The sequence below is a fragment of the Priestia sp. 53B2 genome, assembly GCF_056099005.1.
This window is the reverse complement of sequence record NZ_JBLZXA010000008.1, coordinates 923,549-936,558: the sequence shown is the minus strand read 5'-3', so window position 1 is coordinate 936,558 and position 13,010 is coordinate 923,549. Positions and strand designations below refer to the sequence as shown.

At 38.8% G+C, this 13,010-nt stretch carries 14 protein-coding genes; 13 read left to right on the top strand and 1 reads right to left on the bottom strand.

Translation table 11 applies throughout. From position 1 onward, the window contains the following. Positions 1-5 precede the first annotated feature (5 nt). The 12 genes from sdhA (at position 6) to ssuD (ending at position 10,436) form a co-directional block, all read left to right on the top strand. Positions 6-1,793 carry a succinate dehydrogenase flavoprotein subunit gene (gene sdhA, locus ACN6NE_RS08210; protein WP_129704981.1) on the top strand — a complete coding sequence of 596 codons (1,788 nt, stop codon included), beginning with the start codon at positions 6-8 and terminating at the stop codon, positions 1,791-1,793. A 3-nt stretch (positions 1,794-1,796) separates the two neighbouring features. Next, complete coding sequence (gene sdhB / locus ACN6NE_RS08205; RefSeq protein WP_013059398.1) at positions 1,797-2,570, top strand: succinate dehydrogenase iron-sulfur subunit; 774 nt, start codon at positions 1,797-1,799, stop codon at positions 2,568-2,570. A 63-nt stretch (positions 2,571-2,633) separates the two neighbouring features. Beyond that, positions 2,634-3,083 (top strand): acyl-CoA thioesterase, encoded by a 450-nt coding sequence (locus ACN6NE_RS08200; protein ID WP_129704980.1) that lies wholly within the window; start codon positions 2,634-2,636, stop codon positions 3,081-3,083. 173 nt (positions 3,084-3,256) lie between these two features. Further along, positions 3,257-3,481, top strand: a complete 225-nt coding sequence (gene gerE, locus ACN6NE_RS08195) for a spore germination transcription factor GerE (RefSeq protein WP_013059396.1) — start codon at positions 3,257-3,259, stop codon at positions 3,479-3,481. 200 nt (positions 3,482-3,681) lie between these two features. Then, positions 3,682-4,011 (top strand): hypothetical protein, encoded by a 330-nt coding sequence (locus tag ACN6NE_RS08190; protein WP_474325102.1) that lies wholly within the window; start codon positions 3,682-3,684, stop codon positions 4,009-4,011. A 148-nt stretch (positions 4,012-4,159) separates the two neighbouring features. Next, positions 4,160-4,660, top strand: coding sequence for a cation:proton antiporter regulatory subunit (locus ACN6NE_RS08185; RefSeq protein ID WP_129704979.1), 501 nt, complete (start codon positions 4,160-4,162; stop codon positions 4,658-4,660). Beyond that, positions 4,661-5,875 carry a cation:proton antiporter gene (locus ACN6NE_RS08180; protein WP_129704978.1) on the top strand — a complete coding sequence of 405 codons (1,215 nt, stop codon included), beginning with the start codon at positions 4,661-4,663 and terminating at the stop codon, positions 5,873-5,875. A gap of 187 nt (positions 5,876-6,062) precedes the next feature. Next, positions 6,063-6,806 carry an ABC transporter ATP-binding protein gene (locus ACN6NE_RS08175; protein WP_026106708.1) on the top strand — a complete coding sequence of 248 codons (744 nt, stop codon included), beginning with the start codon at positions 6,063-6,065 and terminating at the stop codon, positions 6,804-6,806. A 33-nt stretch (positions 6,807-6,839) separates the two neighbouring features. Beyond that, positions 6,840-7,826 carry an aliphatic sulfonate ABC transporter substrate-binding protein gene (locus ACN6NE_RS08170; protein WP_474325100.1) on the top strand — a complete coding sequence of 329 codons (987 nt, stop codon included), beginning with the start codon at positions 6,840-6,842 and terminating at the stop codon, positions 7,824-7,826. 10 nt (positions 7,827-7,836) lie between these two features. Next, positions 7,837-8,691 (top strand): ABC transporter permease, encoded by an 855-nt coding sequence (locus ACN6NE_RS08165; RefSeq protein WP_474325098.1) that lies wholly within the window; start codon positions 7,837-7,839, stop codon positions 8,689-8,691. A 69-nt stretch (positions 8,692-8,760) separates the two neighbouring features. Then, positions 8,761-9,315 (top strand): NADPH-dependent FMN reductase, encoded by a 555-nt coding sequence (gene ssuE / locus ACN6NE_RS08160; protein ID WP_474325096.1) that lies wholly within the window; start codon positions 8,761-8,763, stop codon positions 9,313-9,315. Further along, on the top strand, positions 9,312-10,436 hold the full coding sequence (gene ssuD / locus ACN6NE_RS08155) for an FMNH2-dependent alkanesulfonate monooxygenase (RefSeq protein ID WP_474325094.1): 1,125 nt from the start codon (positions 9,312-9,314) through the stop codon (positions 10,434-10,436). Before ssuE ends, ssuD begins: the two co-directional genes overlap by 4 nt. A 66-nt stretch (positions 10,437-10,502) precedes the next feature. On the opposite strand, the gene ACN6NE_RS08150 is transcribed toward ssuD, so the two are convergent. Further along, positions 10,503-10,709: a hypothetical protein gene (locus ACN6NE_RS08150; protein WP_013059387.1), complete on the bottom strand. Its 207-nt coding sequence runs from the start codon at positions 10,707-10,709 to the stop codon at positions 10,503-10,505. A 239-nt stretch (positions 10,710-10,948) separates the two neighbouring features. On the opposite strand from ACN6NE_RS08150, the gene ACN6NE_RS08145 reads away from it, so the two are divergent. After that, a complete protein-coding gene (locus tag ACN6NE_RS08145) occupies positions 10,949-12,967 on the top strand; it encodes a penicillin-binding transpeptidase domain-containing protein (RefSeq protein WP_474325092.1) in 2,019 nt (672 codons plus the stop codon). Positions 12,968-13,010: the final 43 nt, after the last annotated feature.

Sequence of the window (13,010 nt, the reverse complement as noted above, 5' to 3'; positions counted from 1 at the left end):
TTCCGATGAGTAACGGAAAAATCATCGTAGTCGGTGGCGGTTTAGCTGGCTTGATGGCAACAATAAAAATTGCTGAGTCTGGCAAGCAAGTAGATTTATTTTCACTAGTTCCGGTAAAAAGATCTCACTCAGTTTGCGCGCAAGGTGGAATCAACGGGGCCGTAAATACGAAAGGTGAAGGGGATTCACCATGGGAACACTTTGATGACACAGTGTATGGCGGAGACTTTTTAGCCAACCAGCCACCTGTAAAAGCAATGTGTGAAGCAGCTCCTGGTATTATTCACTTACTTGACCGCATGGGTGTTATGTTTAACCGTACTCCTGAGGGTTTGTTAGACTTCAGACGATTTGGCGGGACGCAGCATCACCGTACGGCTTTTGCTGGAGCAACAACGGGTCAACAATTATTGTACGCATTAGATGAGCAGGTTCGTCGCTATGAAGTTGCCGGACTTGTGACAAAGTACGAAGGATGGGAATTCTTAGGTGCTGTTCTTGATGATGAGCGCAGCTGTCGCGGGATTTCTGCACAGAATTTAAAATCAATGGAAATTAAAACGTTCCCAGCTGACGCGGTTATTATGGCTACAGGTGGACCTGGAATTGTTTTTGGAAAATCGACGAACTCAGTTATTAATACAGGTTCAGCGGCATCTATCGTGTATCAGCAAGGTGCATACTATTCAAACGGAGAGTTTATTCAAATTCATCCAACTGCTATCCCAGGAGATGATAAGCTTCGTCTTATGAGTGAATCTGCTCGTGGAGAAGGCGGACGCGTTTGGACATATAAAGACGGTAAACCTTGGTATTTCTTAGAGGAAAAATATCCTGCATACGGTAACTTAGTACCTCGTGATATTGCAACTCGTGAAATTTTTGACGTCTGCGTAGCGCAGAAGTTAGGAATTAACGGAGAGAACATGGTTTATCTGGACCTTTCACATAAAGATCCAAAAGAGCTAGACATTAAACTTGGAGGTATCATCGAAATCTATGAAAAATTCATGGGCGATGATCCGCGCAAGGTACCAATGAAAATTTTCCCAGCTGTACACTATTCAATGGGCGGTTTATGGGTGGATTACGATCAAATGACAAATATTCCTGGCTTATTCGCAGCTGGTGAGTGTGATTATTCACAGCACGGAGCGAACCGTTTAGGAGCAAACTCATTATTATCAGCTATTTATGGTGGTATGGTTGCCGGTCCTAAAGCGGTTGAATACATCAATGGTTTAGAAAAGAGCGCAGATGCTATTTCTTCAAGCGTATATGATCGTCATGTGAAAGAAGAAGAAGAGAAATGGAACAATATCATGAATCTTCAAGGTACAGAAAATGCATACGTTCTTCATAAAGAGCTAGGGGAATGGATGACTGACAACGTGACAGTCGTACGATACAATGACAAACTGTTAAAAACAGATGAAAAGATTCAAGAATTAATTGAACGCTATGATCGTATTAACATTAATGATACGGCTAAATGGAGTAATCAAGCGGCACCATTTACTCGTCAGCTGCAAAACATGCTTCAGCTTTCACGTGTTGTAACGCTAGGAGCTTACAACCGTAACGAAAGTCGCGGTGCTCATTATAAGCCAGATTTCCCAGATCGTAACGATGAAGAATTCTTAAAAACAACAATGGCATCTTTTGTGGATAAGAAAACGGCTCCTTCTTTCCATTATGAAGAGGTAGACGTATCGTTAATCAAACCGCGTAAGCGCGACTACACAAAGAAAAAAGATGAAAAACCAAAAAAACAACAAGAGGGGGTTCGTTAATCAATGAGTGAACAACAAACAGTCCAAAAGACAGTGCGCTTCATTATTACACGTCAAGATTCAGCTGAATCTGCTCCTTACAATCAGGAGTTTGAAATTCCGTATCGTCCGAATATGAACGTTATTTCAGCACTGATGGAAATCAGACGTAACCCTGTTGATGCTTCAGGTAAAGAGGTTGCTCCGATAAACTGGGAAATGAACTGTTTAGAGGAAGTATGCGGAGCCTGTTCAATGGTCATCAACGGTAAACCTCGTCAGTCATGTACGGCTCTTGTTGATAAACTAGAACAGCCAATTCGCTTACAGCCAATGAAAACATTTCCTGTGGTTCGTGACTTGCAAGTAGACCGCAGCCGTATGTTTGATTCACTAAAAAAAGTAAAAGCCTGGGTTCCAATCGATGGCACATACGATTTAGGTCCGGGACCGCGTATGCCTGAAAAGAAACGTCAGTGGGCGTATGAGTTATCCAAGTGTATGACATGTGGCGTTTGCTTAGAAGCTTGTCCAAACGTAAACGACAAGTCAAACTTCATCGGTCCAGCACCGCTTTCTCAAGTTCGCTTGTTTAATGCCCACCCAACCGGTGCGTTAAATAAAGGAGAACGTTTAGAGACGATTATGGGTGATGGAGGACTAGCGAACTGCGGGAACTCTCAAAACTGCGTTCAATCATGTCCAAAAGGAATTCCATTGACTACTTCAATCGCAGCTTTGAACCGCGATACAACAATTCAAGCATTCAGAAGTTTCTTTGGTAGCGATCAAGTATAATCACTCAAAACCTCTCCACGCGGAGAGGTTTTATTTTGTCTATGACGAACGGAGGAAATACAGATGAATAATATTTCGTATATTGAAGACATGGATCATTGGAAAGAGTCATTTTCGTTTAAGCAGGAGATCAAGGTAAGATTTTCGGAAACAGATATGTTTGGGCATTTAAATAATACGGTTCCTTTTGTTTATTTTGAACAAATACGTACGGAATTCTTTCACCATATTGGCTTTATGCAAAAGTGGACGAGTGAGCATGAGGGAACGATACCGGTGGTGGCTGATTTGCAGTGCGATTATGTCAAACAAGTGTATTTTGGCAACGTGCTATCTGTTTTTGTAAAAGCTCATAGAATTGGACGTTCGTCGGTTGATTTACACTATATGATTCAAAATGAGCAAAGAGAGGTTGTACTCACCGGGAGAGGAACAATGGTGCAAATTTCTAAAGAAACAGGAAAAAGCGTGGCTTGGAATGAAGAGATGAAAAGGTGTTTATCAAATATATGAAAATGGCTTGAAGGCTCTTCTTCAGGCTTTTTTTCTTTTTTAAAGGCAAAAAAGAGTTTTTTGCATATTTTTTCTAAAACTAGTAACCGCGTAGGCATACCGCACATAAGATATGTTGACTAAATTTACACCCATCCGATAGTTCAACTCAGGATCAGGCAAGGAGGGTTACATTGAAAGAAAAAGAGTTTCAACCTAAACCGCTACTTACAAAGCGTGAACGAGAAGTATTCGAGCTTTTAGTACAGGACAAAACAACAAAAGAAATCGCGAGTGAACTATTCATTAGCGAAAAAACAGTTCGAAATCATATTTCTAATGCGATGCAAAAGCTTGGAGTCAAGGGGCGTTCTCAAGCAGTCGTAGAACTCCTTCGAATGGGAGAACTTGAACTATAACATGAGCTGGCTTTCTTCTTAGAAAGCCAGCTTTTTGTATATTTTTTTCAGTGTCGCATACATATCTAAAAAGAATAACGTTAAGAAAATATTATAAAAAAGGTAAATCTTTATAAAAAAAACTTATTGCTTGAAATTGAATTTCAGAGTACGTATACTTTTAAGTAAGGAGATACTAGTTCAGAAGAAAGAGAGGTGAGATGATGAAAAATGTATGGATGAGCTTATTGTTATGCATGATATTCTGTTTGCCTTTTGCGAGTTTGCCAGATAAATTTATTGATAACGACTTTGAAAAAGTAAAGGTCACAAAAAGTTCGGTTCAGCATTACACGGATATCGTGCACATGTCTCCAGGAGCTAAGCACAGCGTTAAACAAATAGGATCTCTCATACAAAGTGTGATAGTAACTTTTGCTTTAGTATGGATGAGTGCCAAACTCATCATTCCAACGCATCAAATTGCGTATTTTATCCTCAAGAAAACCCTTTTTTATCCAAAAATCTTTCAATCAAGTTACCTCAATTAAATAAAAAAGGTTGAAATTTAAACAGCCTTTCCTTCAAACCTAAAATTACCAACTATTCTTAGGCTTATTTGCTATGCGGATTTTCTATGCAAATAACGCGACAAAATTTAAAAATTCTTGTTAAAAACTTTATAGGAGTGATCATTCAATGATGATTAAAGAAACAGAATTGCCAGGAATCGGACGTAAATTTGAAATTGAGACAAGCGGAGGAAACTGCGTAGTCGTTATCATTCACGATGATGGACGACGTGAAATCTATCACTTCGATCAAAAAGATTTAGAAGAAAGCATTTTTGATATTACATTAACAGATACGGAATCAAGACAGCTAGCAGCGATTTTAGGCGGCATGATTTATAAACCAAAAGCAATGGAAACCATTGAAGTGGCATTTAATGACTTAGTGATTGAATGGTACAAAGTTGAAAAACAAGCGAAAGCTCACAATAAAACAATTGGTGAAATTGACGTTCGCAGCAACTATGATGTCACTATCATCGCCGTCATTAAAAACACGCAAAAAAAATTATCCACCCCAGGACCAGATACGTTAATTGAAGAAGGAGATACGCTTGTCATCTCTGGTGAAAGAGGAAATTTAAAAACGCTCATTAAAGAATTGCTTTCACAAGGAGGTAGTTCATAATTGGATCATTTAGTATTTGAAGTTGGGACAGCTTTGTTACTAGTGGCTTTAGCGGCTATACTAGCACATAAATTTAAATTTACGATTATTCCATTCCTCATTCTGCTGGGCATGGCGGTCGGTCCCCATGCTCCTGAGTTTGGCTCATTCAGTTTAAAGTTTATTGAAAGCCAAGAGATTATTGAATTTATGGGGAGAATTGGAGTTCTCTTTTTACTCTTTTATTTAGGATTAGAATTTTCAGTTGGAAAGCTAATTAAATCAGGTAGGTCCATCGCGGTGGGAGGATCTATTTATATTTTAATTAACTTCACTTTAGGATTATTGTATGGATACCTGACAGGAAATCCTCTTCTTGAAGTGCTGATTATCGCTGGAATTATTACGATTTCGTCCAGCGCAATTGTCGCAAAAGTATTGGTTGATTTAAAACGAACAGCGAATCCAGAAACGGAACTGATATTAGGGATCATCATGTTTGAAGATATTTTCTTAGCCGTTTATCTTTCTGTCGTTTCAGGGTTGGTACTTGGAGACCACGGATCGCTTGCTGGATCTTTAACATCTATTTTAATTGCATTTGGCTATATGATGCTGTTCTTTATCATTGCTCGAAAAGCCACGCCGCTACTAAATAAACTTTTAAATATTTCATCAAACGAAATCTTTATAATCGTCGTTTTTGCGGTATTGTTTTTTGTGGCAGGCTTCTCAGAAACAATTCACGTGGCAGAAGCAATTGGTGCGTTATTGCTTGGCCTTGTATTTTCTGAAACGGAACATCGCGATCGTATTGAACATCTTGTCGTACCGTTTCGTGATTTCTTTGGGGCTATCTTTTTCTTCAGCTTCGGGTTAAGTATTGATCCTCTCACGCTGTGGGATGCAGGATGGCTTGCACTTGGGGCAGTTGCGCTTACGATTATTGGTAACTTTACAGCCGGTATGATCTCAGGAAGAAAAAGCGGGCTGTCACACAAGGCTTCTACTAACATTGGGTTAACGATTATGTCACGAGGCGAGTTTTCGATCATTATGGCTAACATTGGAATTGAAGGAGGATTATCCGCAATTCTTCAGCCATTCGCTGCGCTTTATGTATTGATTTTAGCTATTATTGGCCCTTTGTTAACAAAGGAGTCTAAGCATATATACGGATTTTTAAACTCGGTATTTAAATGGAAAAAACAAAATCCTCAAGAATCAAAAGGATAAAATATATAAAACACAGTTGACAAATCGGATTAATATGATAAAATTCAAAATAATCCAATAACAAATCAGTTAAATATAGCAACGGGCTGATCGGTCAACCGAAAGCTCCTACCTTTTTCAGGTAGGAGCTTTTGTGTTTTTAGATGAACGAGCTTTTGATTTAAAAATTCAAGGAGGAGGAATTGCTGTGAGTGTTGTCATTCAATCTGTTAACCGCTCATTTCAAAAAGGGGAACAAGTAACTCAAGCATTGCGAAATGTAAATCTTACGATTAATAAAGGTGAATTTATCACCGTTATTGGTCCGAGCGGGTGCGGAAAAAGTACACTGCTTAAGATGATTGCAGGACTTGATATGGATTATGAAGGGCGTATTGAAATCAACGGGAAGTACATAGCCGGACCTAGCATTAAACAAGGAATGATCTTTCAAGAACACCGCTTGTTCCCTTGGCTTAATGTGGAGCAAAATATAGCGGCTGACTTATCGCTGAAAGATTCGAACGTTCGGCGCCGTGTAGATGAGTTAATTGATATTGTCAGGCTGAAAGGATTTGAAAAAGCTTATCCTCGAGAACTATCTGGAGGGATGTCTCAACGAGTTGCTATTGCGCGTGCTCTTTTAAGAAATCCAGAAGTTTTATTGTTAGATGAACCGTTTGGTGCGTTAGATGCTTTTACTCGCACTCATTTGCAAGATGTGCTGCTAGACATATGGAAAAAAGAAAAAACAACCATGATTTTTGTTACGCATGATTTAGATGAATCCATTTACTTGGGGACTAAAATTGTGATTATGAGTGCCAGACCAGGGGAAATTAGCCGGGTCGTTCCAGTAGAAATTAGTCATCCGCGAAAAAAGACAGAGTTACCATTTCAGCAGCTAAGGCAGCAAGTACTGAAAGAATTTGAAGAAGCAGGAGAACATTAAAGATTCAATAAGACAGAGAAGGAGACAGAACAGATGAAAAAGCTACTTTTAACTGCAGCTATTGTACTTGTTCTCGCATTGGCTGGGTGCGGGACGAAAGAAAAAGCGAGCGGAGAAGATTCAAAAGACGTTACGATTAATATTGGTATCCAACAAAGCTTAGGTCCTTTAATGCTGGCACAAAACCAAAAATGGTTTGAAAAAGAATTTCAAAAAATAGGTGTAAATGTTAAATGGACAGAGTTTCAAAGCGGACCTCCGCAATTTGAAAGTTTAGCATCTGGACATTTGGATTTCGGCCAAGTTGGAAATTCACCGGTTATTTCTGGTCAAGGCGCAGACATTCCGTTTTTAGAAATTGCTAATTCCAGCGACGGGTTGAAAGGAAATGCTATTTTAGTAGGGAAAAAGAGCAAGATTAAAAGCGTAAAAGATTTAAAAGGTAAAAAGATCGCGGTTGCGAAAGGAAGCAGCGGTTTTAATTTATTGTACAGAGCTCTTGACCAAAATGGGTTGAAGCCAAGTGATGTAAAGATTATTCAGCTTCAGCCAGACGAAGCTCAGCCAGCATTTGAGAATGGGTCAGTGGATGCATGGTCAATCTGGGAACCGTTTATCTCACTGCAAAACTTAAAAAATGAAGCGCGTATTTTAGCAGACGGCGCTTCATTAAAGGTTGCTTCACCGGGCTTTACTATTGTAAGAGAAGGCTTTGCAAAAGATCATCCAGAGTTAGTCGTTAAGTTTTTACAAGTTTATCAAAAAGCGCTGGAATGGCAAAACGAACATTTTGAAGAATCTGTGGATATTTTAGCAAAACAAAAAAATCTAGATAAAGACGTAGTAAGACAAGTGTTAAAAAATAATCCGGCCTATAATCGCCCAACCTCTAAGGAAATTATTGCAGAACAACAGCGAACAGCTGATTTTCAACAATCTTTAGGCGTTATTAAAAAGAAAATTGATACTGGAGATGTCGTTGATAATTCATTTATTGAAAAAACATTAAAAGAAAAATGAGGTGATGAAAATGAGTAAAACATCTGTGGTTTCAGGACATGTCCAGTCTTCAGCAGCTCACTTGCAAAAAGTGAAAAAAAGAAAGGAAGAAGCGAAAAATAAGCAGGGAATTTTCCTTCGTTCTCTTGTCGTGCCACTTCTGCTTATCGTCGTGTGGCAAATCATTGGTTCCGCGGGCTATGTATCCAAAACTGTTCTTCCTACACCTGTTGATATTGTACTTTCTTTTAAACAGCTCATCGTATCTGGGGAACTCGGAGCTAATCTTCAAATCAGTATTTTGCGTGCTGCCATAGGTTTTGCCGTTGGAGCTGGACTAGGGTTACTATTTGGTGTAATTGTCGGTTTCTCAAAGAAAACGGAGCACTATATGGATCCATCTATTCAAATGCTTAGAACTGTTCCACACCTTGCATTGGCGCCTTTATTTATCTTATGGTTTGGCTTTGGTGAAATTTCAAAGATATTGCTAATTGCAAACGGTGCATTTTTCCCAATCTATGTTAATACGTATCTAGGCATTCGCGGCGTTGATTCGAAATTATTTGATGTTGCTCGTGTTCTTCAATTTAGTAAATGGAAACAAATCACAGAACTCATTTTACCAGCTGCTCTTCCTAATATTTTACTTGGTGTCCGATTGTCCTTAGGTATTGCATGGCTCGGACTGGTAGTTGCTGAATTAATGGGAGCAAGTGAAGGTGTAGGATACATGATTATGGATGCTAGACAGTTTTCTCAAACGGACGTAGTTTTTGTCGGAATTATCATTTTTGCTGTTGTAGGCAAATTAACCGATTCATTTGTCCGAGTATTAGAAAAGCGTCTTCTTAAATGGAGAGACAGCTACGCAGGTGAAAAATAAAAGAAGGATTTATACACGTATTAATCCTTGTAAATCTATCAGTTTTATAAGTGAAAAGGAGAGATGATAATGAGCCAGGTTACAATTATTGCAGGAAGCCCTTCAAAGCAATCAAGGTCAGCTGCTTTAAGCGAGTATATTGCAGTATATCTACAAGATGAAAAATATAAAGTGAAAACCGTGCATGTCCGTGACTTGCCCGCTGAAGACTTAGTATATGCTAACTTTTCTAGCTCTGCGATTCAAGAAGCTCAAAAGAAAGTCGCAGATGCTGATGCCGTTATTATTGTCAGTCCAATCTATAAAGCTAGCTACACAGGAATTTTAAAAACATTTTTAGATTTAATACCTGAAAAAGGTTTGCACAATAAAACCGTGCTACCGATAGCTACAGGGGGAACCATTGCTCATCTATTGGCTCTTGATTATGTATTTAAGCCGACATTATCCGTTTTAGGAGCTACTGCTCTTATTCACGGAGTTTATATTGTTGATTCTGAGGTGGCCTATACGAAAGAAAACGAAATTGAGTTTATTGCGGAAGAAGCAGAAGCGAGAATTAAACGTTCATTAAAAGAACTGGGATATCATCTAGAACAAACAAAAAGGAGTGTTGAATCATGAAAATGTTATGGTTTATTCCTTCCCATGGAGATGGAAGATATCTAGGGACAAATCGAGGAGGTCGTTCAGCAGACTATTCATATTTTCGGCAAGTTGCTCAAGCAGCTGACCGGTTAGGATTTGAAGGAGTTTTGATTCCAACGGGGAAATCATGCGAAGACCCGTGGCTATTGGCTGCTTCACTTATACCTGAAACAGAGCGTTTAAAATTTTTAGTAGCTGTACGTCCCGGCATTATGGCGCCTTCCGTGGCAGCGCGCATGACCTCGACTCTTGATCGAATTTCAAACGGTCGTTTACTAGTTAATGTAGTAGCAGGAGGAGATCCGGCAGAATTAGCGGGAGATGGCCTTTTCTTATCACATGATGAACGTTATGAAGCTGCGGATGAATTTTTAGATGTGTGGAAAGGGTTATTGGGTGGAGATACGGTTAATTATGAAGGAAAACATATTCATGTAGAGAACAGTGAGCTGTTGTATCCACCTGTTCAAAAACCTTCTCCACCTATTTATTTTGGCGGATCTTCACCCGCAGGACAAAAAGTTGCAGCAAAACATTCTGACGTGTATTTAACGTGGGGCGAACCTCCTGAACAAGTAAGGGAAAAAATAACGGCTGTGAGAAAGCAAGCAGAAGCAGAAGGCAGAACCGTTAAGTTTGGGATTCGTTTGCATATTATTGTACGCGAAACGGAAGAAGAAGCTTGGCAAGCAGCCGATCGATTAATTCAGCATTTGGACGACGACACGATTCAAGCTGCACAGCGTACTTTTGCTAGGTATGACTCAGTCGGGCAGCAGCGAATGGCGTGCCTTCATAGAGGAACCCGAGAGGAACTTACGATTAGCCCTAACTTATGGGCAGGTGTAGGGCTCGTCCGGGGAGGTGCAGGCACTGCACTAGTAGGCAGTGCTGAAAATGTAGCGAAACGAATAAAAGAATATGAAGCTTTAGGAATTGAATCTTTTATTTTATCAGGCTATCCGCATTTAGAAGAGGCTTATCATGTAGGAGAGTTATTGTTCCCGCTTTTAAATATTGATGACGGTGAAGGAAAGAGTGAAAGCATCGGTGAGATTATTGCAAACGATAGGTTTCCAAAAGCTTCAACTTCGTAAAAGAAGAACCGGTGAAAAATTCACCGGTTCTTCTTTTACATTCATCTCAGCCGAGAGACGAGTTCGTTAAATTGTTGGTTTAGGTTTTTCAGGTGCAGCTTGTTTATCTTTTCGACTTTCTTGAATATATACTTTAAAGAGAAAAATATTTAAACAGCCCAGTGTGAGGAATAACGGTGCAAAATAATATTCTTGAGACATAAGTAGGACGAAAACGCTTCCAAAACAGAACAGAGAACTAAACATAAAGTAAAACTGTAAGAATCTTCTCATTTTAGTCGCCTCCTATTCTTTTTCTTCTTACAATTATTATATCAAATACTTTCCAAAAAAGACACAAAATATTCACAAAATGTTCATTTTTTTCTTATTTACCTATTGATTTTTTTGTCGATATGTAATTTTAGCGGGTTGTAATACCAATTAATTCCTGATTGTAGCTTTCCGATGGAAAGTTTATGTAAAATTTTATATGATAGAGAAATGGTATTGAAAAAAGGGGGAAAATCATCATGAGACGAATTGGGTGGCTATTTTTTACTATGGGAATTCTCTTATTAATAACTGCCGGTTGCTCAAATGATCAACAGAAAGCACAGGATCGATTTGATAAATATGTAGCCATGTGGAATAAAGAAGATTTTAAAGGCATGTATGGATACTTGTCTAAAGAGGCTAAAAAGACGATTTCAGAAAAAGACTTTGTAAATCGATATAAAAATATCTATGATGCAATTGAAGCGGACAAGCTTAAAGTGAAGGTAAGTAAAATAGAAGACTTAGAAATAAAAGACCATAAAGCTGTTTTACCTTTTGAAGTAAACATGAACTCTGTAGCCGGTGAAATCTCATTTAAAGAAAATGCTGCTGTGGTTCAAGAAAAACAAGGGGATACAGAGAATTGGTATATTAATTGGAAGCCTAATATGATTTTTAAAGGACTTAAGCAAGGAGAGCAAATAAGAGTAGCTAATCAGTCAGCTGTGCGTGGAGAAATTATGGATCGTTCAGGGAAATATTTAGCTCAAAACGGAGAAGCGATTCAAGTTGGAGTTGTTCCCCAGCAGTTTTCTAAAGGAGGCGAGCAAGCTATACAACAATTAAGCAAGACTCTTGCTCTTTCAGAAAAAAGTATTAATCAAGCACTGAGCGCTTCTTGGGTGAAAGAGAATCAATTTGTTCCTATTAAAACAGTTAGTCAAAAAGATGCCTCTAATTTAGAGAATTCTTTGAAAAAAGTAGAAGGCATTCAACAAAAAAAGGTAAATGCGCGCGTATATCCTTGTGAAGAAGCATGTGCCCATTTAGTTGGATACGTTGCGCCTGTCACAGCGGAATATTTAAAAGAGCATAAAGATGAAGGCTATAATGCTCAGTCTAAAGCTGGAATGATTGGCTTAGAGTCTTTATATGAAGATAAGCTTCGTGCTCGAGACGGCGTCACGATTTATACTGTAGATAAAGATGGTAACAAAAAGAATGAAATTGCAAAAGTGAATCCAAAAGACGGGGAAAGCATTCAAGTTACGGTAGACACGAATGTTCAAAAATCCCTTTATGAACAGTTAAAAGATGAAAAAGGAGTAGCTACTGCTCTTCAACCTAAAACGGGAGAAATATTAGGTCTTGTAAGCACGCCAGCTTTTGATCCGAATTCTTTTTCTTTTGGAATCGATGCTAATACGTATCAATCCCTTTCAACGAATCCCGATAAGCCGTTAATGAATCGCTTTACCAAAACGTATTCTCCGGGATCTACATTTAAGTTAGTCACGGGAGCTTTAGCAGTTGATGAAGGCGTGCTAAATCCAAACGAAAGTATATCAATCAGCGGGAAGAAATGGCAAAAAGATAAAAGCTGGGGGAATTTCTACGTAACACGAGTGGGAAGCAAGCCGAATGTTAATTTACGTGATGCTTATGTTACATCTGATAATATTTATTTTGCGCAGACTGCTTTGAAGCTAGGTTTAGACAAATTTAACAGTGGTTTAAAACAGTTTGGGTTCAATCAAAAAATGCCTGTTAATTACCCTTTTGAAACGTCTAAAATTGCAGGTGATCAAGATATTAAAGATGAGGGAGTATTAGCAAACTCTGGGTATGGCCAGGGGAAACTGCAAGTGAACCCTCTCCACTTGGCATTGATGTATACATCGATTGTAAACGATGGAAACATAGTAAAGCCTATTCTTATGAACGGTGATGAGAGTGGAATATGGAAAAAACAAGTAATATCGAAAGAAACGGCGCAGTTAATTCAAAATGATTTAGTTGATGTCATTGAAGATAAAAACGGTACGGGTCATGCTGCAAAGATAGATGGGTTAACGCTGGCTGGAAAAACTGGAACGGCAGAATTAAAGAAAACTCAAGGTGAAAAAGGGCAGGAAAACGGCTGGTTTGTAGCTGTGGACACCAAACAGAAAAACCTACTCGTTTCAATGATGGTTGAAGGAGTAGAAGATAAAGGTGGAAGTCATTACGTCGTGCCGAAAGTGAAAAATGTATTTCAGCAATATAATAAGTAAATAATAAAAGCCAGTTCTAAAGGAGCTGGCTTTTGTTATTTAC